Origin of the sequence: Sulfitobacter sp. M85 (assembly GCF_029285915.1) — a bacterium.
GTDB lineage: Bacteria > Pseudomonadota > Alphaproteobacteria > Rhodobacterales > Rhodobacteraceae > Sulfitobacter > Sulfitobacter faviae.
Genome location: NZ_JABECQ010000004.1, coordinates 31,606 through 55,716 on the forward strand (window position 1 = coordinate 31,606; position 24,111 = coordinate 55,716).

Annotated in this window: 19 protein-coding genes; 11 read left to right on the forward strand and 8 right to left on the reverse strand. The window is 61.7% G+C overall.

Annotated features, from left to right (window positions below):
* From HKX24_RS08755 to HKX24_RS08765, 3 genes are read right to left on the reverse strand one after another with little or no spacing between them, the layout of a single operon-like run.
* A complete protein-coding gene (locus HKX24_RS08755; protein ID WP_271692117.1) occupies positions 1-819 on the reverse strand; it encodes a c-type cytochrome in 819 nt (272 codons plus the stop codon).
* Positions 820-842: 23 nt separating this feature from the next.
* Positions 843-2,627 (reverse strand): GMC family oxidoreductase, encoded by a 1,785-nt coding sequence (locus HKX24_RS08760; RefSeq protein WP_276153924.1) that lies wholly within the window; start codon positions 2,625-2,627, stop codon positions 843-845.
* On the reverse strand, positions 2,627-3,238 hold the full coding sequence (locus tag HKX24_RS08765) for a gluconate 2-dehydrogenase subunit 3 family protein (RefSeq protein WP_271692115.1): 612 nt from the start codon (positions 3,236-3,238) through the stop codon (positions 2,627-2,629). The genes HKX24_RS08760 and HKX24_RS08765 overlap by 1 nt, the downstream gene beginning before the upstream one ends.
* A 207-nt stretch (positions 3,239-3,445) precedes the next feature.
* Between HKX24_RS08765 and HKX24_RS08770 the strand changes: the two genes are divergently transcribed.
* The 9 genes from HKX24_RS08770 (at position 3,446) to HKX24_RS08810 (ending at position 15,237) form a co-directional block, all read left to right on the forward strand.
* Entirely contained in the window at positions 3,446-4,462 is a 1,017-nt protein-coding gene (locus tag HKX24_RS08770; RefSeq protein WP_271692114.1) for a sodium:calcium antiporter, read from the forward strand.
* A 92-nt stretch (positions 4,463-4,554) separates the two neighbouring features.
* Positions 4,555-5,322: a PRC-barrel domain-containing protein gene (locus HKX24_RS08775; protein WP_271692112.1), complete on the forward strand. Its 768-nt coding sequence runs from the start codon at positions 4,555-4,557 to the stop codon at positions 5,320-5,322.
* Positions 5,323-5,382: 60 nt separating this feature from the next.
* Positions 5,383-6,984 (forward strand): sodium:solute symporter, encoded by a 1,602-nt coding sequence (locus tag HKX24_RS08780; protein WP_271689221.1) that lies wholly within the window; start codon positions 5,383-5,385, stop codon positions 6,982-6,984.
* Positions 6,985-6,987: 3 nt separating this feature from the next.
* Positions 6,988-8,115, forward strand: coding sequence for a mechanosensitive ion channel family protein (locus tag HKX24_RS08785; protein WP_271692110.1), 1,128 nt, complete (start codon positions 6,988-6,990; stop codon positions 8,113-8,115).
* A gap of 48 nt (positions 8,116-8,163) precedes the next feature.
* A complete protein-coding gene (locus tag HKX24_RS08790) occupies positions 8,164-9,774 on the forward strand; it encodes a BCCT family transporter (RefSeq protein ID WP_271689223.1) in 1,611 nt (536 codons plus the stop codon).
* Positions 9,775-10,169: 395 nt separating this feature from the next.
* Positions 10,170-11,741 carry an ABC transporter substrate-binding protein gene (locus tag HKX24_RS08795; RefSeq protein WP_271692109.1) on the forward strand — a complete coding sequence of 524 codons (1,572 nt, stop codon included), beginning with the start codon at positions 10,170-10,172 and terminating at the stop codon, positions 11,739-11,741.
* Positions 11,742-11,823: 82 nt separating this feature from the next.
* Positions 11,824-12,780 (forward strand): ABC transporter permease, encoded by a 957-nt coding sequence (locus HKX24_RS08800; RefSeq protein ID WP_067268104.1) that lies wholly within the window; start codon positions 11,824-11,826, stop codon positions 12,778-12,780.
* A 2-nt stretch (positions 12,781-12,782) separates the two neighbouring features.
* Complete coding sequence (locus HKX24_RS08805) at positions 12,783-13,601, forward strand: ABC transporter permease (protein ID WP_082852164.1); 819 nt, start codon at positions 12,783-12,785, stop codon at positions 13,599-13,601.
* 19 nt (positions 13,602-13,620) lie between these two features.
* Positions 13,621-15,237, forward strand: coding sequence for an ABC transporter ATP-binding protein (locus HKX24_RS08810; protein WP_271692108.1), 1,617 nt, complete (start codon positions 13,621-13,623; stop codon positions 15,235-15,237).
* 10 nt (positions 15,238-15,247) lie between these two features.
* On the opposite strand, the gene HKX24_RS08815 is transcribed toward HKX24_RS08810, so the two are convergent.
* The 5 genes from HKX24_RS08815 to HKX24_RS08835 are packed head-to-tail and all read right to left on the reverse strand — an operon-like array spanning position 15,248 to position 21,589.
* Positions 15,248-16,579 (reverse strand): aspartate aminotransferase family protein, encoded by a 1,332-nt coding sequence (locus HKX24_RS08815; protein ID WP_276153925.1) that lies wholly within the window; start codon positions 16,577-16,579, stop codon positions 15,248-15,250.
* A gap of 3 nt (positions 16,580-16,582) precedes the next feature.
* Complete coding sequence (locus tag HKX24_RS08820) at positions 16,583-17,695, reverse strand: phosphotransferase (RefSeq protein ID WP_271692106.1); 1,113 nt, start codon at positions 17,693-17,695, stop codon at positions 16,583-16,585.
* On the reverse strand, positions 17,692-18,981 hold the full coding sequence (locus tag HKX24_RS08825) for an ArgE/DapE family deacylase (RefSeq protein WP_271692105.1): 1,290 nt from the start codon (positions 18,979-18,981) through the stop codon (positions 17,692-17,694). Before HKX24_RS08825 ends, HKX24_RS08820 begins: the two co-directional genes overlap by 4 nt.
* Positions 18,982-19,001: 20 nt before the next feature.
* Complete coding sequence (locus HKX24_RS08830) at positions 19,002-20,564, reverse strand: acetolactate synthase large subunit (RefSeq protein WP_271692103.1); 1,563 nt, start codon at positions 20,562-20,564, stop codon at positions 19,002-19,004.
* Positions 20,561-21,589, reverse strand: a complete 1,029-nt coding sequence (locus HKX24_RS08835) for a histone deacetylase family protein (RefSeq protein ID WP_271692102.1) — start codon at positions 21,587-21,589, stop codon at positions 20,561-20,563. The genes HKX24_RS08830 and HKX24_RS08835 overlap by 4 nt, the downstream gene beginning before the upstream one ends.
* On the opposite strand from HKX24_RS08835, the gene HKX24_RS08840 reads away from it, so the two are divergent.
* Together HKX24_RS08840 and HKX24_RS08845 are read left to right on the forward strand one after the other, a co-directional pair.
* Positions 21,554-22,372 carry a GntR family transcriptional regulator gene (locus tag HKX24_RS08840; protein ID WP_271692101.1) on the forward strand — a complete coding sequence of 273 codons (819 nt, stop codon included), beginning with the start codon at positions 21,554-21,556 and terminating at the stop codon, positions 22,370-22,372. The two genes, HKX24_RS08835 and HKX24_RS08840, sit on opposite strands and share 36 nt — an antisense overlap.
* A gap of 99 nt (positions 22,373-22,471) precedes the next feature.
* Positions 22,472-24,046 (forward strand): ABC transporter substrate-binding protein, encoded by a 1,575-nt coding sequence (locus tag HKX24_RS08845; protein ID WP_271692100.1) that lies wholly within the window; start codon positions 22,472-22,474, stop codon positions 24,044-24,046.
* Positions 24,047-24,111: the final 65 nt, after the last annotated feature.

Sequence of the window (24,111 nt, forward strand, 5' to 3'; positions counted from 1 at the left end):
TCACTGCGTCGGCGCCGTGGAAGGCTCCAACAGCGGTGACGTCTCGGGCGGCAGCGGCTGCGTCGGGCGGACACGGTTGTAATAGGCGCTGACGGCGTCGATGTCTTTCTGGGTCATCTTCTTGGCGATGGCGGACATGACGTTGTCCACATCGTTGTCGCGCTTGCCCTCTTTCCACATCTGCAATTGATGCGCCATGTAGCTGGCATATTGCCCGGCAAGGTAGGGCACCGAGGGCGGGTTGCCGAGGCCGCTTGGCCCGTGACAATTCACACAAGCGGGCACGCCGCGCTCAGCCGAGCCGACCGCGCCAAGCTGGCCGCCCCATTGCAATGTCATGCCGTCCACATCGCCCAAGGGCCGGGTGTAAGGAGCCGAGATCGTGGCGTAGTAGGCCGCGACTGCCTCCATCTCTTCTTCGGTCAGCTTCTTGGCGATGCCCGACATGACGCGGTTCTGCCGGTCGCCCGAGGCATAGTCCTTGAGCTGTTTGTAAGTGTACCACCCAGCCTGACCGGCCAGCCGTGGAAAGGCGCCCGAGCCGTCGCCTGCGCCATCGCCGCCGTGGCAGGTGATGCAGGCCATGCCGCTGTCGCCCGCCTCGGATCCGCCCATGGCGACCAGCCGCCCCAGCTCCAGCACATCGTCGTCGACCTCGGTGTTCACCGTCGCATTGAAGCGCAGAACGTCGTCTTGCAAACGTTGCTCCATCGCCGAAATGCCGGGGGCGGCCTCGTAATTCTGGGCGCGGATGAAACCGGCGGAAATGCCGAGAACGGCGATCGCGCTACAGGTCGTCAGAACGGTACGGAATGTCATGGGGCGGTCCTTTTCGATCTGTCTTAGGCATCCATCAAGGGGCCGGGGTTCGGCAGGTAGTCGCGTTTCATGTGTTCGAGTGTCCAATAGGCGAGGCCCATCAGCGGCCCTGTGGGGTTGTAGCCAAGGTTCTGCGGAAACAGGCAGGCGCCGAAGACGAAGACGTTGTGATGGTCCCACATCTGGCCATAGCGGTTGACCACGCTGGTCTCGGGGTCGGTGCCGATCACCGCGCCGCCGACGTTATGGGTGGTCTGATAGGGGACAATGTCATAGTGGCTGTCGATCGCCGCGTTGTTGCTGCCGCTGACGGAAGTCACATTGTCCATCTCGCGGGCGACCTCCATCGCGCGTTGCATCACATAGTCTGACATCTTGCGGTCATTCTCGGGGAAATCGAAGGTCATGCGCAGCAGCGGGCGGCCGTAGGCATCGGTCCATGTCGGATCGAGGTCGAGGTAATTCTCGGGCGTCGACACCGAGGAGCCATGCACCACCAAATCAGCGTGATGATTGTAGTTCTCGCGCACCGCGCGTTTCCACTCCGCACCCCATTTCGGCGTGGCCTCGGGCACCGGCTGATAGCCGATGGGGCGGCCGTGGTATTGCTTGCAGGCGATATAGCCGCCGCCGACGAAGCCCAGATCGCTATGGTCGAAATTGTCGCCGTTGTAATCGTCGATCACCACGCCGAGCGCGCCCGCGCCCATATAGGGGTCGGTTTTCACGCTGTCGTCGAAGAAGGCATCGACCCCGGCCACGGTTTGATAGCTGTAGTTGCGCCCAACGACGCCGGTGCGGGTTTCGGGGTCATAGGGTTTGCCAAGGCCGGAGACGAGCATCAGATGCACGTTCCACAGCGCATAGGCGTTCATGCAGATCGTATCGGCGGGCTGGAAAACCTCTTCGCCGTTCTCATCGAGGTAGATCGCGCCGGTCGCTGTCTTGCCGTCTTCGCTCTTCTCGATGCGCAACACCTGTGCGTTCAGGCGGATCTCGAAATTCTCGTGGTCCTTGATCCGGTCATAGACGCAGATGATCGGGTCGGCCTTGGCATAGTAGCCGCAGCCGAAACGCTCGCAAAAGCCGCAATAGGTGCAAGGGTGCAACTGCGCGCCATAGGGGTTCACATAGGCTTTGGTCACATTGGCCGAGGGCATGGGGAAGGGGTTCAACCCCATCCGCTCGGCGGCTTCGCCAAAGAGCGTGTTGGAGATCGGCTGGCGCATTGGCGGGTTGGGGTAATCCGCGCTGCGCGGCCCCTCAAAAACGTTCCCCCCGGCAAGCGCCTCGCCGTTTAGATTGCCAGCCTGCCCGGCGGCTCCGCAAATCCGTTCGAAGAAGTCGAGATGGGGTTCAAGCTCGTCATAGGTGACGCCCCAATCCTGAATGCTAAGCTCGGGGCCGATGAAATCCTTGCCGTAGCGGTCCTCGTAGTGGCTGCGCATTTCAAGGTCAGAGGGCAGGGGCCGCCACAGCTGGCCGTTCCAATGAATGCCCGCGCCGCCAAGCCCCGATCCGGGCAGGAAGGACCCCAGCCGCCGCATTGGCAGCGCCTGTTGGTCACGATTATTGCGAAAGGTCAGCGTCTCTTTCTTGACGTCGACCATATGTTCGTAGCGGTGGGCGTATTTGAGTTCGTCATGTTCCTCGGGCGCGCCGAAAGATGTGGCGGTATGGCGTTGTTTGCCGCGTTCCAGCACGACGCAGCGCTGCCCGGCATGGGCCAATTCGTAGGCGGCAGTCAGACCGGTCCAGCCGCCGCCAATGATCAAGACATCGGTTTTGGGAAGCGTTCTGGGTGCCATCAGTCAGACCCTCCGCCAATCGCGCGGGGCGGGTAGGGGGAGCCGCCACGATCATGGGCAATGCCGCGTGGCGGCGGCGTGACCGAGCGTTCGTGGGCGTCGACCCGCTCGGTGTAATAGGCATGAGCGCCCGGAAACCCGACCATGCGCCAGCCGGCGTAATCATGATTGCCCAGATAGATCGGATCGGCGAAATAGCCTTGTCGCGTCAGCTTCCACAGTTCCGCAATCAGCGTGCCGATAAAGTCATCCCGCTTCGATAGCTCTTCGACATGATCGGCGCGGGCTGCGGCGTCCATCGTGGCGAAGTCACCCAGCTGGCGCGCCTGTTCTATCCCCTGACGGAGGAGTTGTGCCGGTGTGAATTCAAGCTGATAGCCCTGCTCGGCCACGGCGCCCTCAGGGAAAGGCGGCTCAAGATAAAGACCTTTGCCCGCGCCATAAGCGGTGGCCATCTGGAAATCGATAAAGTCGACGACGCCCGCTTGCGAGGCTGAGGGGAACTCATCCTGCGGGATGAACACGTCGACCACGGCAGCCATCCACTGTGCTTCGTCATTCTTAAAAAACGCCCAAGGCCGGTCATCGCGGGCGGCAAAGGCGTGTTGCACCGGTAATCCGACAGTCGCGGCACCTGTACCAAGTGCGATTTGGGCTAAAATAGCTCGCCGTGAAAAGAGCTTTGCCATAAATTGCGGCTCCGCTTGAAATTTTGGTCTGCATCACATCAACGGTAAACTTCCCGTGGGGTTCCGGAACTTTGTGAACTTTTTCACTAATTGGCGCGAACGGATCGCCCCCTCGCGCGTTGACCGGGCATGTTTGCAAGCCTTTCCACCCCGATCCTCTTCGCTCTTGGCGGTCTCGCCGGGCTTGTCATTCTCGTGACCGGCTACCGTATGACGGGGCTCAGCGACCAGATCGCGGACCGGACCGGCTGGGGGGAGGCGCTGGTTGGCGCGGCCCTGCTCGGCGCGGCCACTTCCATGTCTGGCACCGTCGTCTCACTGACCTCAGCGCTGGACGGGCGGGCATCTTTGGCCTTTTCGAACGGCATCGGGGGCATCGCGGCGCAGACGGCCTTTCTGGCCTTGGCGGACATGATCTATCGGCGGGCCAACCTCGAACATGCGGCGGCTGATCTGGCCAATGTCTTTCAGGCGGGGCTGCTGCTGCTTCTGCTGACGGTGCCGCTGATGGCCTTCACCGCGCCAGAGGTGGCGTTCTGGGGCATCCATCCCGCCAGTGTCGCGCTGTTCGCGCTCTACGCCTATGGCATGCGCGCCACCGCCCGGCTGCGGGAAGAGCCGATGTGGCACCCAGTGTCCACCTCGGACACCCGCGCGGATGAGCCTGAGGACGATGAAGAGGCCGAGAAACCCGTGGGCGCATTGGTCGTGCCCTTTCTGATCTTGCTGGTGCTCATGGGTCTTTCCGGCTTCGCCGTGGCGCGGATCGCGGCGGAAATCTCGGACCGGTTTGACCTGTCGGATACCGTGGTGGGGGCCACGATGACGGCGGTGCTTACGTCTCTGCCTGAGCTTGTCACCACCTTGGTCGCGGTGCGGCGCGGGGCGCTGCAATTGGCCGTGGGCGGGATCATCGGCGGCAATACGTTCGACACGCTGTTCCTCACCCTGTCGGACATCGGCTATCGCGACGGATCGCTCTATCACGCGATCACTGCGGATGACCTGTTTTGGCTCACCGTGGCGATGATGATGACGGCGGTTCTGATCCTTGGCCTGATCTTCCGGCAGCGCAAAGGGATTGGTTGGGAGAGTATCGGCCTTCTGGTGATCTACGCAGGCGCGCTTGCGGTGCAGGTTCTCTAAATTCACGTAACAAGGGAACTATCTCATCAAAATCCCGTTATCCCCATGATGCTACCGGCCTTGCCCGACCGAATTTTCAGCAGGAGATAATCATGAGAAACGCGCCGCTTCTAGCAATTACGCTGATTGGCAGCCTTGCCGCCACGGCACTGCGATCCGAGACTGAGACACCGCAATTCATTCCCCAAGACACGATGATCGCCTTGTCGAGCCTGAATGGCCACAAGCTGTTCTTGCCCGCAAAGGATGAGCCGCTGGCCGAGATCGACCTCGAAGAATTGAAAGAGCCATTGGAAGGCTGGACCATGGCCGGGCAGGTGTCCGAAGTCGTCATCAGCCGCGATGGGACACTACGCGGCATCATCGTCGATGCAGGCGGGTTTCTCGGCAAGGGGGCCACGCGGGTGCTGTCCCTTGATGATCTGCGTTTCCTGCCGGATGCGGATGAAGAGAACGAGTTCTTCCTGCTCTATACCGGGCAGAAAGAAGACCTGAAATCCGCCCCGGAATACAACGAAGACGACGTGCGCCTGCGCGCCGCCGATATGCGCGAGGGCGGCGAAAAGATCGAGATCGTTAAATTGAGCGATCTGGATTCCGAAGAATTCCTCGGGCTCGCGGCCTTTGGCCAGAACGACAATTGGATTGGTGAGATTTCGCAGGTCACCTTTAGCGAAGATGGCCAGATCAAAATGGTGATCCTCGACATCGGCGGCTTCCTCGGATTGGGCGAAACGCAGGTCGCCGTGCCGCTGGATATGATCGAGTTGCGCCGTTTGGGCGGGGACGATCTGCGGGCCTATGTCTCGGCGACCGAGAAGGAATTGCAGGAAATGGAACCTTGGGAAGAGGACAACTGAGCCAGAGGCCGCGCGGGCCAACCTCGGAATTGAGCGCAAAGAATATTTTAGGAGAGCAAGATGGAGAGCGCGAAATTTGATCTACACCTGATCGACTATGCGATTGTGGTGGCCTATTTTATCGGTGTCGTTGCCCATGGTATTTACGTTTCGCGCAAACAATCAGGCGGGTCTGAGGATTACTTCCTCGCCGGTCGGTCGCTGCCTTGGTATCTGATTGGTTTCTCGCTTTTCGCCTCCAACATGTCCGGCTCCAGTTTTGTGGGGCTGATGGGCGGGGCCTATGCGAATGGCGTCGTCATTTTCAACTATGAATGGACCGCCGCGCTGGTCTTGATCCTATTCGCGATCTTCATTCTGCCGTCCTACCTGCGGGCGAAAATCTCGACCGTGCCGGGATTTCTGGAAGAGCGCTATGACGTCCGTTCGCGCCGGGCGTTTTCGCTTTTCACCATCCTCGCCATCATGTTCATCGATACGGCGGGCGCCCTCTATGCGGGTGGGTTGGTGATCTCGAATGTCACCGGCTACCTCAACCTTTGGGCCGCCGTCGCCGTGCTGGCTTTGGTCGCGGGCATCTACACCATTCTGGGCGGTCTTTCGGCGGTTGTCGTGACCGATACGGTGCAGGCGATCTTGCTGATCATCGGGGCCGCCGCCCTGTTCTGGATCGGCCTTGATGAGATCGGCGGCTGGGAGGAGCTGTTTACCGGCACGCCCGAGGATATGACCCATATGATCTTGCCCGCGGACGATGATTTCTTGCCGTGGACGGGGCTTTTGGGCGTTATCTTGCTCGGCTTTTACTATTGGACGATCAACCAGTTCGTCGTGCAGCGGACGCTGGGCGCGAAGGACCTGAAAGAAGGGCAGATCGGGGCGATCTTCGCCGGTTTCCTGAAACTGCCGAACATCTTTTTGATGGTGCTGCCGGGGGTGATCGCGCTCAAGCTCTACCCCGATCTTGAAACGCCTGACCTTGCTTTCCCCACGCTGGCGTTTGAGCTGATGCCGATTGGCGTGCGCGGCCTGATTATGGCGGCACTGATCGCGGCGATCATGTCTTCGCTCGACTCTGCCTTGAACTCTGCTTCGACCTTGGTGGTAAAGGACTTTGCCGAGCCGATGTTCAACGTGAGCGAAGAGCGTCAGGTCTGGATGGGCAAACTGGTCACCGCGGGTGTCATGGTCTTCGGCGCGATCTATGCCCCGATGATTGCCGGGTTTGAAAGCCTGTTCAGCTATTTCCAATCCTCGCTGTCCTATATCGTGCCGACCATCGTGGTGGTCTATATCCTCGGCCTGATGTTCAAACGGTTGAACGGCAACGGCGCGTTTTGGACGATCATGTTTGGCCTCATCATCGGCATTCCGCTTTTCGTGTTGAAAGAGGTGACGAATTACTGGGCCTATATGGGGCTGCCGGAAATCCACTATACGGTGATGTCCTCGATCATGATGACCATCGGGATCATCCTGCATTTCGGTATTTCCTACGCCACCTCGCCGAAGGAAAAAGAGAATATCGAAGACCTTGTCTGGCAGGGGGAAGAAGCCAAGGAGATCTTTACTCAATGGGAGAAACCGCTGTGGCAGGATCGCACCCTCTGGGCCGGGCTGCTTGTCGTGGCCACGCTGGCGATGGTGGTTTGGTGGGCCTAAGCGATGGAGACGCTGGACCGCATAGCGACGGGTATTTCAACGCAGCTTGAGGCCGCGCCCGATTTCGTCAGCCCCCTTCTTGCCGTGCTTCTGGCCTGTGCGGCGGGGCTGGCGGTGCATTGGATCGGATACCGTATCCTCGACCGCGTAATCTCGGAAAAGAACATCACCGGGCGGTCCTTGCTGCGCCGGGCGCGCAGGCCGCTGCGCCTTGCCGCCGTGGTCGCAGCACTCGCTTGGGTTCTGCCCAATGTGCGGCTTTACGGCTGGCAGGACGGGGCGGCGCATCTGTTTCTGGTATTGCTGATCATCCTCGTCGGCTGGACGCTGATCCTTCTGACCAATCATTTCGCGGAACGCGCCGTGCGGCGGCATCGGTTGGATGTCGAAGACAATCTTTCGGCCCGCAAGTTCGTGACCCAAGCGCGCGTGCTGCGCCGGACCGTGACCATCATCTTGGGGATTTTCACCGCCGCTGGGGTGCTGTTGACCTTTGAAAGCGTGCAGAAATACGGGGCGGGTCTGTTCGCCTCGGCCGGGGCGGCGGGTCTGGTCGTCGGGTTGGCGGCGCGCCCCGTACTGACCAACCTTATCGCGGGGCTACAGATCGCAATCACCCAGCCGATCAGGCTTGAAGATGTGGTGATCGTCGAAGACGAATGGGGCTGGGTGGAAGAGATCTTCGCGACCTATGTCGTCGTGCGTCTGTGGGATTGGCGGCGCATGGTGGTGCCGCTGTCCTATTTTATCGAAAAGCCCTTTCAGAATTGGACCCGTGAAAGCGCGTCGATCATCGGCACGGTGTTTTGGTATCTCGATTACACGGTGCCGATTGGCCAAATGCGCGCGAAGCTTGAGGAACTGGCCAAAGCCTCCCCCCTATGGGACGGGCAGGTGGTCAACCTGCAGGTTTCCGAGACCGAGAAAGACAGTATCGCCGTGCGTGGCCTTGTTAGCGCCCGGACTTCACCACAGGCATGGGATCTGCGCTGTGAAATCCGCGAGAAGATGATCGATTGGCTGCAAAAAGAGCATCCTCAAGCCCTGCCGCGTCTGCGCGGGAATATGGAGATCCGCAGCCGTGATGAGCCGGACATGTCATCGAAAGGCGAGGCCCCGGTGATGCCCTAGAGGGGTCGCAGGGCCGACCAAGGAAACGAACAATAAAGGAAAAAATACGTGGAAAATCTCGCACGGCGTCTTGGTCTGAAAACGGACCCGGTCATCTTTTTCATTTCAGCCGGGCTCGCCGCGCTTTTCGTTCTACTCTTGATCGCGGTGCCCGAACCCATCGGAGACATCTTTGCCGTGGGTCGGGCATGGGTCGTGACCAATCTTGGCTGGTTCTTCATTCTTGGCGTGAATGTCTGGCTGGGTTTTCTGATTTGGGCCGCCGCTTCGCGCCACGGCCATATTCGATTGGGGCCGAAAGGGTCTGAGCCGGAGTATTCGAACCTATCGTGGTTCACCATGCTTTTCGCCGGGGGCATTGGCACCGTGCTCATGTTCTGGGGCGTGGCCGAACCGATCAGCCATTTCCAGAAACCGCCCCTGCCGGGGGTAGAGCCCTATTCGGAACAGGCGGCGAAAGATGCGATTTCAATCGCGATCTATCACCTTGGGCTGCACACTTGGGCGATTTTCACGCTGCCCGGTCTGGCCTTCGCCTATTTCATCAACCGCTATGATCTGCCGGTGCGCGTCAGCTCGGTTTTTTATCCCCTGCTGCGTGAGGGTATTCACGGGCCGGTGGGCAAAGCCATTGATATCGTGGCCATCTTGGGCACGATCTTCGGCGTGGCGGTGTCTCTCGGTCTCGGCTCTTCGCAGATCGCGGCGGGGCTGTCCGAGCTTTTTGGCTGGGATGCTTCGACCTTTCTGAAGATCATGATCCTCGCCGTGCTGACCATGGTCGCTGTCGGCTCAATCGTGGCGGGGCTCGACAGCGGGGTGAAGCTTTTGTCGAATATCAACATCGGCATGGCGGTTCTGCTGATGATCTTCGTGCTGGTGACCGGATCGACCCTGTTTCTCTTGCGTGGCATTGTCGAAACTGCGGGCCTTTACCTGCAAAACCTACCACGGCTGGCTTTTTGGAACGATATGCTGGCCAATCGAAACCCGTCGAACGGGGATTGGGGCTGGCAAGGGGATTGGACGGTCTTTTACTGGGCTTGGACCGTCACTTGGTCGCCCTTCATCGGGCTGTTCGTGGCGCGGATTTCACGGGGCAGGACCATTCGGGAATTTGTCTTTGGTGTCCTGCTTGCGCCCACGGCCTTCACGCTGATCTGGTTCTCGATCTTCGGCTGGCAGGCCATCGGCTTTGACGGCATCGGCACGGCGGCGCGGGAAGCGATGGGCGATCAGGCGGGCGAGATCAGCCGGGCGGTGGCAGAGAGCATACCCCTCGCGCTTTTCGTCTTCCTTGAGCATTTCCCATTCACGCTCTTCGTTCAAGGCGTGGCGATCATCATCGTGGCGATCTTCTTTGCCACCTCGTCGGACTCCGCTTCACTGGTCGTCGATATGCTTTGCACCGGCCATGCCAAACCCGGCCCCGTGCGCCAGCGGGTCTTTTGGGGTCTTGCCGAAGGGCTGGTCGCGGCGATGCTGATCCTGCTGACCGGCGACACCGGGCTGACCGCCTTGCAGCAGGTGATCACCGTGGTGGGGCTGCCGATCTTTGTGCTGGTCTGCATGATGATACCGTCCTTGGTGCGTGGCTTTAAGCTTGAGGATATCGACAATGTTTCCGTGAACGGGCGGCCAAAGCTAAGGGATTTCTAAGGCGGCTTGTAGCCCCGACCGACCGCCGGTTTGCAGCGGTCGCAGGAGGGGGCGGCGGGGGAGGTCTTTCACCCGCCACCCCTTAACATCTTGATCTTCCCGTAAAACATCACTAGCCGTAACGTAACTTCGCGACAGGCGACCGGGGTATCTATACCCCGGCGTCGGAACCGGCTATGCCTATGGCCAAGATCGTTGCGGCGGGCGAAATGCCGCGACGGATCGCAGCGCAGAGGGGCGCGCGCCATCCTTTGGCCGCGTGTTTCGACAGCGCCTGCAGCTGGGCAGAGCGCCCATGCCAGTGCGAGGGCGGCGGCCAATGACGCGGCACCGCAGCAAGACGCCGAGCGCTTTGTCAGAGCGTTCGAGCAAGAAAACAAACAAAGGGGGATACAATGACCAATTTCACAAACCGTCAAAACGGCCCGAGCCGTCGCAGCTTTCTAGCCGGGACCGCCGCCGCCGTGGGGGCAGGGCTGATCCTGCCACGCGGAGCGCGGGCACAGGCGCAACCCAAGAAGGGCGGCACCCTGCGGGTGGGCTTTACCCAAGGCTCCACTTCCGACAGCCTTGATCCGGCGACCTTCAACAACGACTTCATGTTCGCCAGCGGCTACGCGGTCTTCAACACCCTGACCGAGATCGCCCCCGATGGCACCGCACAGCCCGACCTTGCGGAAAGCTTTGAAGCCAGCAGCGATGCCGCCACTTGGACCTTCCGCCTGCGCGACAACGCGCAATTCTCGGACGGCAAAACGGCGACAGCGAATGACGTGATCGCCTCGATCCGTCACCACATGGGGCCGGAGTCCAAATCCGGTATCAAACCGCTGCTTGAGCAGATCACCGACATCCGCGCCGATGGCGACAAGGTTGTGGTGTTTGAACTGGCCGCCGGGAACGCGGATTTCCCGTTCATCTTCAATGATTACCACCTCGGCATTCGTCAAGACACCGGCGATGGCACGATTGACCCCAACAGCCGCATCGGCACCGGCGGCTATGTGATCGATGTCTTTGAGCCGGGCGTGCGGGTCGAACTCTCGCGCCGCGATGACTACTGGAAAGAAGGCCGCGCGCATTTCGACAAGGTCGTGATCCTGAAAGTCGGCGATCCGGCGGCCCGGATGAACGCGCTGATGACCGGTGAGGTCGACCTGATCGACCGGCCCGACCTCAAAACCATCAACCTTCTGGGCCGCGCGCCCAATGTGAAGATCCACACCCAGGACGGCACGCTGCATTACATCATGCCGATGCAGACCAACACGGCGCCCTTCGATGATCTGAACGTGCGCATGGCGCTGAAATACGGCATCAACCGCGAAGACATGATCGAAAAGGTGCTGCGCGGCTATGGCACCGTGGGCAATGACCAACCAATCTCGCGCTCCATGCCCTATTACAACGACGATCTGGAACAGATCACCTATGATCCGGAGCGGGCGATGTACCATCTGAAACAGGCGGGGCTGGAAAGCCTCGACGTGACGCTCTCGACTTCGGATGCGGCGTTCAACGGGGCCGTGGATGCCTCCGTGCTCTTCGCCGAAAGCGCGCGGCCTGCGGGGCTGAACATCGACGTGAAGCGCGAGCCGGATGACGGCTATTGGTCGAACGTCTGGTTGCAAAAGCCCTTCTGCTGCTCCTATTGGGGTGGTCGCCCGACGCCTGACCTCATGTTCTCGACCGGCTATGCCGCCGATGCGGAGTGGAACGAGACCAAATGGGACAACGAGCGCTTCAATGAGCTGCTGTTGCAGGCCCGGCCCGAGCTGGACCAGACCCGCCGCGCCGAGATGTACGGCGAGATGCAGAAGATCGTGAAAGAGCAGGGCGGCGCGCTGATCCCGGCCTTTGGTCAATATGTCTCGGCCATGAGCGAGAGCGTTCAGATGCCCGAGGAAGTGTCCGAGATGTGGGATCTCGACAGCCAGCGCTTCATTGAACGCTGGTGGATGTCCTAAGCCACAGCTTCACGCGGGCGGCCCCCAAGGGCCGTCCGTTTCCCGCACCAATGGCCCGCCCCGGGCCGGAGAAAACCTTAAAATGTCCCGGCTTCAGAAGCTTGTTATCGGCCGAGTGTCCCTCGGCATTCTGACCCTCTTTGTCGTATCCGCCCTCATGTTCGTTGGCATCGAACTCTTGCCAGGTGATCTGGCGCAGCAGATCCTTGGCCAATCGGCGACTGAATCGACCCTCGCGGCCTTTCGCGCCGAGCTTGGCCTCGATCAGCCTGCGCATCTTCGGTATTTCGATTGGCTCGGCGGTGTGCTGCGCGGTGATTTCGGCACCTCTCTGGCCTCGGGGCGCGAGGTGTCTGAGCTGTTGGGTCCGCGGCTTGCCAATACCATGTTTCTGGCCGTCTATGCCGCCGTCATCGCCGCCCCGCTGGCGGTGATCCTTGGGCTTCTGGCGGCGCTGTGGCGCAACACGCTGTTTGACCGCGGCGTCAACCTGACCGCGCTTTCCGCCATCTCCATGCCCGAGTTTTTCGTGGGCTATGTCCTGATCCTGTTTTTGTCGATCAAAGCGGGCGTCTTCCCCACGCTGGCACGGATCGACAGCGCCACGGGGCTTTGGGACGCGCTCTATCGCAGCTTTCTGCCCGCGCTGACGCTTATTCTGGTGGTCGTGGCGCATATGATGCGGATGACGCGGGCGGCCATCATCAACGTGCTGGCCTCGCCCTATATTGAGATGGCCCGCCTCAAGGGCGTGCCGCGCTGGCGCATCATTCTGCAACACGCGCTGCCCAACGCGCTGGCGCCGATCGTCAATGTCGTGGCGCTGAACCTTGCCTATCTGGTGGTCGGCGTGGTGGTGGTTGAGGTCGTCTTTTCCTACCCCGGTCTTGGCCAGTTACTGGTCGATGCCGTCTCCAGCCGGGATTTCCCGGTGGTGCAGGCCGTGGGGCTGTTCTTTGCCGCTGTCTATATCACGCTGAACGTTCTGGCCGACATCATCTCGATCATGTCGAACCCGCGTCTGCGGCACGGGAGATAACGATGAAATCTTTGCTGAAATCCGCGCCTCCTTCGGCGATCTTTGGGATGGTGGTGCTGGTCCTCGTGGCCATCACCGGACTTTTCGCCCCGTGGATCGCGCCCTATGGCGAGACGGAGGTGGTGGGCGACGCCTATCTGCCGTGGAGTGGTGCGCATCCGCTTGGCACCGACAATCTTGGCCGCGATATGCTGTCACGCATGATCTTTGGCGCGCGCAATACGGTCGGGCTGGCGCTGCTGACCACGGCCATTTCCTTTTCGGTCGGGGCCACGTTGGGGATGCTGGCCGCGCTCAAAGGGGGTTGGCTGGATGAAGTCCTGTCGCGGCTCGTCGATGTGCTGATGGCCGTGCCGCCGCTGATCTTGGCGCTGATGCTTTTGGCCATTGTCGGCCCCTCGATCCCCAATATGGTCGGTGTTATCGCGGTGATCTATGTGGCCCCTGTCTACCGTCTGTCGCGCGCGGCGGCGATGAATGTTGTCGGTCTTGATTTCGTCGAGGCGGCCAAGCTGCGCGGAGAGCGCACGCCGTGGCTGCTGCGGCGCGAGATTCTGCCCAACATCTGGTCCACCCTGATCGCTGAATTCGGCGTGCGCTTTTGCTTTGTGTTTCTCTTTATCGCGGCGCTGTCCTTTCTTGGCATCGGGATTCAGCCGCCCACGGCGGATTGGGGATCGATGGTGAAAGAGAACGCCACCCTGATCAGCTTTGGCGATATCACGCCGCTGATCCCGGCGGCTGCCATCGCTTTGTTGACCGTTGCGATCAACCTGATCGTCGATTGGATGCTGCACCGCGCCAGCGGTCTGAAAAGTTAACCAAGCAGGGGCCAAGCATATGGGAAATCTTTTGAACATTCGCGGTCTCCGGCTTGAGGCAGGCAGCCGCGCGCGGCCCAATGTGATCATCAAGGGGCTCGATCTGGAGCTTGACCGGGGTGAGGTGTTGGGCCTTGTCGGCGAAAGCGGGGCGGGCAAAAGCTCCGCCGGCTTGGCGGCGATGGGCTATGTCCGCGACGGGGTGCGCTTTGCCGGGGGCAGCGTCGAATTCGACGGGACCGAGTTGATCGGCATGGGGCGCGGGCAATTGCGCCGGTTGCACGGCAAGCGCATCGCCTATGTCGCCCAGTCCGCGGCGGCAAGCTTTAACCCCGCCAAGACGCTGATCGACCAATATACCGAAGCGCCCCGTCTGCACGGTGTCGCGGGCCGCACGGCGGCAGAGCAGGACGCTGTCGCGCTCTACCGTCAGATGCAATTGCCCAACCCCGAAGAGATCGGCTTTCGCTACCCGCACCAAGTGTCGGGCGGCCAGTTGCAGCGGGCGATGACGGCGATGGCCATGGCCTGCCGCCCCGACCTGATCATCTTTGACGAGCCGACGACCGCCCTAGACGTCACCACCCAGATCGAAGTGCTGGGGGCGATCCGCGATATCGTCGAGCAATATGACACGGCGGCGATCTATATCACCCATGATCTGGCGGTGGTGAGCCAGATGGCCGACCGCATCTGCGTGATGAAGGATGGCGCGGCGGTGGAGACCGCGTCGACCAAGACCATGCTCGACGCCCCGCAAGAGGACTATACCCGCTCGCTCTGGGCCGTGCGGTCGTTTCGCCGCCCCTATGCAGAGGCGGGGGAGGCTCCGGCGCTGATCCGCTGCGAGGGGGTTTCGGCGGCCTATGGGCCGATGACGGTTCTGGATAATCTCAACTTCACCTTTCCGCGCGGCCAGACCACTGCGGTGGTGGGGGAAAGCGGGTCGGGTAAATCAACCCTCGCCCGGGTCATCGCGGGGCTGTTGCCCCCCGTCGCCGGGCAGTTTTTCTGGAACGACGCGCCGCTTGAGCCGCAACTGGCCAAACGCGGGGCCGAGACGCTGCGCAATATCCAGATGATTTATCAATCGGCGGACACCTCGCTGAACCCGCGCCACAGTATCCGCGAGATTTTGGCCCGACCGGTGCGCAAGTTCACGGGCCGCAGGGGGCAAGAGCTTCAGGCGCGGGTGGCGGAACTGATGGATCTGGTCGACCTCGACCGCGCTTTCCTTGACCGCAAACCCAGCGAACTCTCGGGCGGGCAGAAGCAACGCGTGGGCATCGCGCGGGCGCTGGCAGCCGAACCGGAGTTCATTATCTGTGACGAGGTTACCAGCGCGCTGGACCAATTGGTGGCCGAAGGGATCCTGCGGCTTTTGGTGCGGTTGCAGACCGAGCTGGACCTGACCTTCATGTTCATCACCCATGACTTGGCCACGGTTGAGGCGATTGCCCATAAGGTGATCGTTCTCAAGAATGGCCAGATCGTGGAGCAGGGCGGGCGTGACGAGATCTTCGGCGATCCAAAGCAGGCCTATACTAAGCGGCTGCTGACATCGGTGCCGCAGATGGACCCGGAATGGCTGACCAAGGCCCGCGCGCGGGAGCGGTCCCTGCGCGAGGCGCAGTAGGGCCGCAGGGTTAAACTCCCTCGGCCCGCGCAGCGGCGAAGGCGGCTTCTGTTGCGTGGAGGAACAGCGTGGCCTCGGCCTGCTGTAAGACAAGCGGCGGGCGGATTTTCAGCATATTGGCCCCCGGCCCGGTGGCGCTGATCAAGACGCCATTCTGACGCAGATGGTTGACCACGAATTTGGCGCAGGCGGCATCGGGGGCGTTGGTCTCGCGCGCGGTGACGCATTCGACCGCCAAAAACAGCCCCGCGCCGCGCACATGGCCGATCTCGGGGTAGCGGGTCGCGATGTCCTGCAAACCGCTCTTGAGGAAACCGCCGACGGCTGTGGCATTGTCCTGCAATCCCTCATCCGCGATCACGTCGAGAACCGCCATGCCTGCGGCGGCGGCCACGGGGTTGCCGCCAAAGGTGTTGAAATACCGCGCCTTTTCGCCAAATTCTTGCACCAGCTCTGGCTGCATCGCGGTGCCGGAAAGGGGGAAGCCATTGCCCATCGGCTTGCCCATCGTGACCATGTCAGGCACCAGACCGTGGCGCTGGAACCCCCAGAAGGCATCACCGGTGCGGGCAAAGCCGGGTTGCACTTCGTCGGCGATGAAAAGCCCCCCGTCGGCGCGGATCAGGTCGACCGCCGGTTGCAGGAACCCCGCCGGATCGGGATGCAGCCCGTCACTGGAAAAGATCGTATCGACGATGAAGGCCGCAGGCTCGATCCCATCGGCGCGCATCTCGGCAATCGCTTGGGCCAGATCGGCGGCGAGTTTGGCACCCTGTTGCGCCTCGGGGATGCGCAGCGTGTCGGGCGCGTCGATCAGCCGGATGCGCGGGCTGCGCGGGGTGAAGTCGCCCAGAGAGGGGGAGAGTTCGGCCACCGCTTCGGTCAACCCGTGATAGGCAAGGCGGGTGACGATGGCGCCCTCGCGCCGAGTATAGCTGCGGGCGATGCGCAGGGCGATGTCATTCGCCTCGGACCCGGTGCAGGTGAACATGACATGACCAAGCGCCTCGGGCATGGTGGCGAGCAGCCGTTCGGCGTAAATGACAACGTTTTCATGCAGATAGCGGGTGTGAGTGTTCAGCACGCCCAACTGCTGGGTGATCGCCTCGACCACGCGGGGGTGGCAATGGCCGACCGATGCGACGTTATTGTAAGCATCGAGATATCTGCGCCCGTCCTTATCATAAAGCCAGACACCCTCGCTGCGCGTGATATGCAGCGGCTGGTCGTAGAACAGCCGATAGGCGGGGCCGAGCGCCTTGGCGCGGCGGTCGATCAGGGGGCGGTCTGCGGGGCTGAGGGCCTCGGCTTGGGCGCTGTCATAGGCGTTAATCATGGTCATCGGTCACTCCGTTCCCGCAGCATGGTGCAGGGCTTTGATCGCGGCGGCGTCGCCCACTTGGTCGAGCGCGACCAGCCCGCGTTGCGATGCGGCGGCGTTGCGCAGGATATAGGGGGCATTCTCGGGATAGCGCCGCGCGCGGGAGGCGCCGATTGCCAAGGTGGTGGCATGGCGCAAGCGGATCAGACTGGGCAGAAGCGCGACCTCTTCGGCCTCCAGCGGCAGCCGTGCGGCGAAGCCCGCGACCATCTCGCAGATGGCGCCGAGCGGGTCTGTGCCTTGGCCGAGTTGATAGGAGCAGGCCACCGCCAAATCACAGGCCAGCGGCGTATGCACCATATCCCCGAAGTCGATCAGCCCGACGGGGTGCTGCGCCTGTAGCGCGTCGACCAGAATGTTATGGGGATTGAAGTCATTATGCACGATCTGCGCCCGCAGATGCGGCAGTTGCGGGGCGGTTTCCGCGTCAAACTGGTCAAGTCTATGCTGCAACTGCTGGCGTAGCGCGGCGTCCCGCACATCCGCCAGAAGGGGGCGCAGGTGGCTCGCTTGTTTGATGTCCCACTGCAAAAAATGCCCGCCCGCGGGGTGAAAGAAGCCGCGCAGCCCAAGGGTGACCCGCGCGTGAAAATCGCCCAAGGCGCGGTAGAGGCCCGGTTGCGGGGTCGCATTGCTGAGCACGGTGCCGCCGAGGAAGGATATCAGACGAACGACATGGGGCTGCCCATCGGCGGCGGTGGCGACCTCGGCAGCTTTGCCGTTCAGGCTGGCGCAGATGCGTTGCACGGGCAGTTCGGGATCGGCGGCAGCCAGATGCATCAGTGCCGCGGTCTGCATGTCGGTCACCGCACGGTCTTCGGCGGCGTTGGTGATCTTTAGCAGTGCCTTTTCGCCCGTGGTCAGGGTGATCAGGAAGTTCGCGTCTTTCTCAGCGGCAAGCGGTTCGATCTGACCGGAGATACCATAGCAGCGCAGCGCGACCTCTGCCGCGCGGGCCGCGTCAAAGGCAGGCGGGTCTTGCGCCAGCAGGTCGGTCTGGGCCCCGGCCTCTTCGACCAGCACGCCGCTGAGGAAGGGGGGCAGGCCGCCATGGGGCGTGATCCCGGCCTCGGTCATGGGGTGGTGCCTTCGGTCCCGCACCATTCGGCGATGAAGAGCGCCATGGCTTGGGTGATCTTCTTGACCGAACTGAGGCTGACGGATTCATTGATCCCGTGAATGTTGCGCGATTTCGGCCCGTAGCAGAGCGCGGGGATCTTGTTGTAAAGCGCATAGACCCGCGTATCGAGGTAGCCCGCCGTCATGAAGGATTGCAGCGGCGCGCCGATGGCCTCTTCATGGGCGCGTTCCAACACGGCTTCGGCCTCGCTGCCCGGCTCCAGCACATAGCCTTCGGCGTGGAAACCGTTGAAGACCACCTTGGGCGGGTTGTTCGACAGGAAGTTGTCGCTTTGGGCGAAGGCTTTGACCCGCTCGGTGATCTCGCGCGCGGCGTCCTCGGCGCTGCGGCCCGGATAGATGGAAACGCGGCAATCGATGTTGCACCATGACGGCACCGATGAGGCCCAATCGCCGCCTTCGATCTTGCCAATGTTGAGGTTGATCGGATGCGCTTCGTCTTCGAAATGCGGATGCTGGCCCTTCTCGGCGTTCCAATCCTCCTCCATCTCGCGCAGGGCGGTGATGACGCGGGTGGCGGCATCAATGGCATTGGCCCCTTCGCCCATTTCGCGCACATGGACCGGCACGCCGCGCAACTGCACCTGAAACCAGATGACGCCGGTGTTGGCGCGGACCAGCATTTCCTCTTCGGGTTCGGGGATGAAAACCGCATCGGCGGTGTAGCCTTGCAGGAAAGTCTGCAAAGCGCCGTTGCCGGTGGATTCCTCCTCGACCACGGATTGCACATAGACGGTCGCCGCCGGTTGCAGCCCGATGCGGCGCAGCGCGTCGAGCGCAAAGATATTTGCAGCCGCCCCCGCCTTCATATCGCCCGCACCCCGGCCATACATCCAATCGCCGTCGATCTTGGCCGAATAGGGCGGATCGTCCCACATGTCGTGCAAACCCTCGGGCACCACATCGAGATGCGATTGCAGGATCAGCGAGCGGCCCCGCTCATCGCGCGGGCGGTGGATGCCCACGACGATGGGCGCGTCGGAATGATCGTCCGAGTATTTTGATCCGCCGGGATGCGCCTCAATCGCGGCGCGGTCCATCTTGAAACGGTCCATCGCGTAGCCACGGCTTTGCAGGCTGCGAAACAGCAGGTCTTGGATCGCATGTTCATGGCCGCGCAGGGAGGGCAATTGCACGAGCTTTTGGGTAAAGCTCACCTGTTCGGCAAATCCGTCTTCGACAGCCTGAAGGATGCGAGACTTGAGGTCTGGATCAAGGGGCATGGCGTGTCCTTTCGGGGGGGTTACAGCATCGCTTCGATGAGGAAGGGACCGGGCTCTTTCGCGGCCTCTTCGATGGTGCGCATCAACTCGGCAATGTCTTCGACCCGTTTGCCGGGCACGCCCATGCCCTTGGCCATGGCCACGAAATCCAATTGCGGGCGGTCGAGGTTCAGCATGCTCAGCGCGTCGGGGCCGGGTTGGGCGCCGACGTTGTGCAATTCGCCCTTGAGGATCTCATAGGACTGGTTGGCCAGAATGATGGTGGTGACGTTGGAATTCTCGCGCGCTTGGGTCCAGAGCGCCTGAATGGTGTACATGGCCGAGCCATCGGCTTGCAGCGTGATCACCGGGCGGTCGGGGCAGGCGATGGCGGCCCCGGCGGAGAGGGGGATGCCAATGCCGATCGACCCGCCGGTCAGCGCGAGCCAAGTGTTCGGCGCGGCACTTTCGCCCGCCGGGAAAGTTGCCCCGCCCGAAGAGACGGCCTCATCCACCACGATTGCGTCTTCGGGCAGCGCATTGGCCAAGGCTGCGCCGAGGTTTTGCAGGCTGATGCCTCCCGCCTGTGGTGCCGCGGGCCGTGCGTGGTCGCGCGGGGTGGCGGGTTTCGCACCGATGCGGTCCGCCAGGGCGGCCAATGCGGTGGCGCCATCCGCATCGACGGGGGCGAGCGTCACGTTATGGCAATCGACCGGCAACAGCAGGCTCGGCTTTTCGGGGTAGGCGAAAAAGGCGACCGGCGGCGGCGTTTCGATCAGGATGGCGCGGCGGTAAGGGGCAAGGCATTCGAGCGCCGCGTTGATCGGATAGGGGATTTTGTTGACGGCAAACCGCCCCTGTCCGCGCTCCAACCGGCGGTTCGAAGTTGGGGCGAGGATATCGGCCCCGGTCTTTTCCGCGATGCCGTGCAGCAAGGCCATCGCCTCTTGGTTTTCCAGCACACCGCTGCCGACCAGAAGCACGGTCTTCTCACCGCTTTCCAAGGCTTTGACCGCGGCATCAAGCGCGGCTTCGTCCAGCGGGGCAGGGGCCGCGGGGGCCACGACCTCGGCCATCTGGCCGCCCGCGTCCCAGCCGATGTCGGCGGGTGCGATCAGCGTGGCGACCTTGCCCGGCTTGCCCTGGGCGACCGCGAGGGCGGTCATCGCATCGGCGGCAAAGCTGCCCGCATCACGGCCCGAACGCACCCAATCGCTGAAGGGCGCGCAGGCGCCTTCGACATCCGCCGACAGAGGCGCGTCGTATTTCTGATGCCGCAGCGCGTGATCGCCCACGAGGTTGACCATCGGCACCCGCGCCTTGCGGGCGTTGTGCAGGTTGGCGGCGGCATTGGCGAAACCGGGCGCAAGGTGCAGCAGGGTCACCGCTGGTTTGCCCGCCATGCGCGCATAGCCATCGGCGGCGCCGGTCACCACCCCCTCGAACAGGCCCAGAACGCAGCGCATCAGTTTGGTGCGGTCCAGCGCGTCGACGAATTGCATCTCGGAGGTGCCGGGGTTGGCGAAACAGACCTCCACCCCGCCCGCATGCAGGCTGCGCACAACGCTTTCCGCGCCGTTCATTTCTTTGGGTGTCTTGCTCATGCTGTGGCCTCGCGGAATGTCGTGAGAAATGATTTTGCGTTATCGGCAAGGGAGGGGCCAAGGTAGCCGCCCTCTTGGATCAATGCGGTGGGAAGGTTCAGCGCCGCCAAGCGCTGCGCCATTTCGGCAAAGCCGTCGGGGTAGACCTTCACGGCAGCCAGCGGATCGTCGGCGGCCATGTCGAAGCCCAGCGAGACGACCAGCGCCTCGGCTCCAAATTCCCGGATCGCGGCGATACCTTTGTCGAGCAGGGCCAGCACCTCATCTTGGCTCGCGCCCTGCTCCAGCAGCAGGTTCAGCGATTTGCCCGCCCCGTCGCCTTCGCCCGTCTCATCCGCATGGCCGAGGTAGAAGGTGGGATATGTTGCCGGGTCAGGGTGCAGCGAGCAAAAGAAGATGTCGCCGCGTTCATAGAGGATGTCGAGCGAGCCGTTGCCGGTGTGCACGTCGATGTCGATCAGCGCGACCTTTTTGAAGGTCTGGGTCAGGTGCTCTGCCGCGATACAGGCGTTGTTGAAAAAGCAAAACCCGTTCGAGCAATCGCGCATCGCATGGTGGCCGGGCGGACGGCAGAGCGCATAGGCCGCGCGGGCACCTGCCGCGACTGTTTGGGCCGTCTCAATGGCGGTTTGGGCAGACCAATAGGCCGCGTCCCATGACCCTTCGGTCAGCGGGGTCGAGGTGTCGGTCATCCACCAGCCCAATTGCCCGTGAATGTCTTTGGGTTCTTTGCCGCGCCGCACGCCGGGGTGCATGGTGGGAATGGCCAGCGCATCCGGCCCCGCGCTTTCGACGAAACGGGCATGGGCATCGGGCAGGAAATCGACGTAATCGGGGTTGTGCACCGCCTTGATCGGCGCCAGGCCGTGGTCTTGGGGTTTGCTGATCTCGAACCCTTCGCCGATTAACATATCGCGTAGAATTTCAGCACGTTGTGGCTGTTCTTGATGCGGCATGGCCGCGCCACGCCGAAAGTAATGTGTCGGCGCATGGCCAAGCTGGCGTTCGTCGAAAAAGACTTTCATCACATTCCCTGTGGTCTGATGTCGTTCCGGCGGAGCATTGCAGTTTTAATTTGCAGGCTCAATAGAAATGATGCATCATGCATCAAAACTGGCGGCAAGTCGGCCAGTAAGGATGAGGGCGCGATGGCCGAGATCAATCAAGTTTCATTGGGCGATGCGATTTATGATCGGGTCTGTCAGGACTTGGTGGAAGGCAGGCTTCGCCCGAATGAAAAGGTCACCATTCGCGGCTTGGCAGAGCGGTTGGGTACCAGTTCGACCCCGGTGCGCGACGCGGTGCAGCGGCTCTTGCGGGATGAGGCTTTGGTCCAGCGCAGCGTGCGCGATGTGCGCGTGCCGGTGCTGACAGAGGCGCAGTATCTTGAAATTGCGAGCATCCGGCGCGAGCTGGAGGGCTTTGCCGCAGGTCGCGCCGCTGAGATGGTCGGCCCCAAGGAAATCCGCCGCTTGAAAAAGATCGTGGAGCGGAACGAGGCCGCAGCGGTGGCCGGGCGCTGGCCGCAGGCGGTGAAGTATAATCAAGAGTTCCATTTCGCGCTGGTCGAGGCGGCGGAGATGCCGATCCTGCTGGCCATCCTCAGCGGGCTATGGCTCCGCATGGGGCCGCTAATCGCCGGGTACTATGCGCAAGAGCAGATGGGGCTGGTTCGACATCATCAGGCAATTATTGCAGCCTGTGAGAATCGCGATCCCGCAGCCGCAGCTGCGGAAATGCGCGCAGACATCGATGACGCAAAGGAGGGGATCATAAGATACATCCAATCATTCACCACAGGTGAATGAGCCACCAAGACGCCGCCCATCTCGCGGCGACCACCCAAGCGACTGCAAAAAGCCGACGTCAGATCGGACGCTGCCCTTGGGCGAGTTTCAGCAAAACCAATGGGGATTTACATGCTAAAAACCACTAAATTAACCGCAGCCGTTCTGGCGCTGGCGATGGCCGGGCCTTTGGCCGCGCAGGATGGTGAGCCGAAGTCCGGCGGCACGCTTAACGTCGTGATCCAGCCCGAGCCGCCCAGCCTGATGATCGGCCTTGTGCAGAACGGCCCGACACAGATGGTCGGCGGCGATATATACGAAAGCCTGCTGCGCTATGATTTCGACCTCCAGCCCGAAGGGCAGTTGGCTGAATCATGGGAGATTTCCGAAGACGGCAAGACCTATACCTTTAAGCTGCGCGAGGGCGTGGTGTTCCATGACGGTGAGCCCTTCACCTCGGAGGATGTCGAATTCTCCATGGATAAGTTCCTGCGCGAGAGCCACTCGCGGATGCGCACCTATATGGAACATGTCGAGAGCATCGAGACGCCTGATGACCACACGGTGGTCTTCAACCTCAAACAGCCCTTCGGCCCCTTCATCGGTATTTTCGAGCCGGGCACCGCGCCGATGATCCCAAAGCACATCTATGAAGGCACGGATTTCGCCAATAACGAGGCGAACAATACGCCCATCGGCACCGGCCCCTTCAAGTTCGACAAATGGGAAAAAGGCAGCTTCATCCATCTGGTGAAGAACGAAGACTACTATATGGAGGGGAAACCCTACGTTGACGAAGTCTATTACCATGTGATCCCTGACGCGGCCTCCCGCGCGGTGGCCTATGAGACCGGCAAGGTCGACGTGCTGCCCGGCGGCTCGGTCGAGAATTTCGACGTGGCGCGCATTCAGGCGATGGAGAATACCTGCATCACCGACAAGGGCTGGGAATATTTCGGCCCGCTGTCTTGGATGTGGGTGAACAACGACAACAAGCCGCTCGACGATGTGAAGGTGCGCAAGGCGATTATGCATGGCGTCGACCGCCAGTTCGCCAAGGACGCGCTGTGGAACGGTCTGGGCAAGGTTTCGACCGGGCCGCTGTCGTCCTCCACGCGTTTCTATGACGGCGATACGCCGGATATCTCCTATGATCCGGAAAAGGCCAAAGCCCTGCTGGAAGAGAGCAGCTATGACGGCGAGACCATCCGCATTCTGGGCCTGCCTTACGGTGAGACTTGGCAGCGCTGGGCCGAGGCGGTCAAACAGAACCTGAGCGAGATCGGCATGAAGTCCGAGATCGTGCCCTCGGATGTGGCGGGCTGGAACCAGAAGGTTGCCGACCGCGACTTCGACCTCGCCTTTACCTACCTCTACCAATACGGCGATCCCGCGCTTGGCGTTTCGCGGACCTATATGGGCGACAATGCCGCCCCCGGTTCGCCTTGGAACAATGTAGCGAACTATCAAAACCCTGAGACGGACAAGCTCTTTGCCGAAGCGGCCCTGATGGCCAGCCCGGAAGAGCGCAAGGCCGCCTATAAGGAGATCCAAGACGCGATCGTCGAGGATGTGCCGAACATCTGGCTCTTGGAACTGGGCTTCCCCACCATCTACCGCTGCGACGTGAAGAACCCGGTCAACACCGCCTTTGGCGTGAACGACGGTTTCCGCGACGTGTGGCTTGATAAGTAACAAGAGCGACAACGCTCAAGGTCCGAGCCGCCGCGGCGGCTCGGGCATCTATCAGAACAACACGG

Excerpts from the sequence above, each read along its gene's own strand:
- HKX24_RS08755 (WP_271692117.1), bottom strand. The coding sequence starts at position 819 with ATGACATTCCGTACCGTTCTGACGACCTGTAGCGCGATCGCCGTTCTC.
- HKX24_RS08760 (WP_276153924.1), bottom strand. The coding sequence starts at position 2,627 with ATGGCACCCAGAACGCTTCCCAAAACCGATGTCTTGATCATTGGCGGC.
- HKX24_RS08770 (WP_271692114.1), top strand. The coding sequence starts at position 3,446 with ATGTTTGCAAGCCTTTCCACCCCGATCCTCTTCGCTCTTGGCGGTCTC.
- HKX24_RS08775 (WP_271692112.1), top strand. The coding sequence starts at position 4,555 with ATGAGAAACGCGCCGCTTCTAGCAATTACGCTGATTGGCAGCCTTGCC.
- HKX24_RS08780 (WP_271689221.1), top strand. The coding sequence starts at position 5,383 with ATGGAGAGCGCGAAATTTGATCTACACCTGATCGACTATGCGATTGTG.
- HKX24_RS08785 (WP_271692110.1), top strand. The coding sequence starts at position 6,988 with ATGGAGACGCTGGACCGCATAGCGACGGGTATTTCAACGCAGCTTGAG.
- HKX24_RS08795 (WP_271692109.1), top strand. The coding sequence starts at position 10,170 with ATGACCAATTTCACAAACCGTCAAAACGGCCCGAGCCGTCGCAGCTTT.
- HKX24_RS08800 (WP_067268104.1), top strand. The coding sequence starts at position 11,824 with ATGTCCCGGCTTCAGAAGCTTGTTATCGGCCGAGTGTCCCTCGGCATT.
- HKX24_RS08805 (WP_082852164.1), top strand. The coding sequence starts at position 12,783 with ATGAAATCTTTGCTGAAATCCGCGCCTCCTTCGGCGATCTTTGGGATG.
- HKX24_RS08810 (WP_271692108.1), top strand. The coding sequence starts at position 13,621 with ATGGGAAATCTTTTGAACATTCGCGGTCTCCGGCTTGAGGCAGGCAGC.
- HKX24_RS08815 (WP_276153925.1), bottom strand. The coding sequence starts at position 16,579 with ATGACCATGATTAACGCCTATGACAGCGCCCAAGCCGAGGCCCTCAGC.
- HKX24_RS08820 (WP_271692106.1), bottom strand. The coding sequence starts at position 17,695 with ATGACCGAGGCCGGGATCACGCCCCATGGCGGCCTGCCCCCCTTCCTC.
- HKX24_RS08825 (WP_271692105.1), bottom strand. The coding sequence starts at position 18,981 with ATGCCCCTTGATCCAGACCTCAAGTCTCGCATCCTTCAGGCTGTCGAA.
- HKX24_RS08830 (WP_271692103.1), bottom strand. The coding sequence starts at position 20,564 with ATGAGCAAGACACCCAAAGAAATGAACGGCGCGGAAAGCGTTGTGCGC.
- HKX24_RS08840 (WP_271692101.1), top strand. The coding sequence starts at position 21,554 with ATGGCCAAGCTGGCGTTCGTCGAAAAAGACTTTCATCACATTCCCTGT.
- HKX24_RS08835 (WP_271692102.1), bottom strand. The coding sequence starts at position 21,589 with ATGAAAGTCTTTTTCGACGAACGCCAGCTTGGCCATGCGCCGACACAT.
- HKX24_RS08845 (WP_271692100.1), top strand. The coding sequence starts at position 22,472 with ATGGGGATTTACATGCTAAAAACCACTAAATTAACCGCAGCCGTTCTG.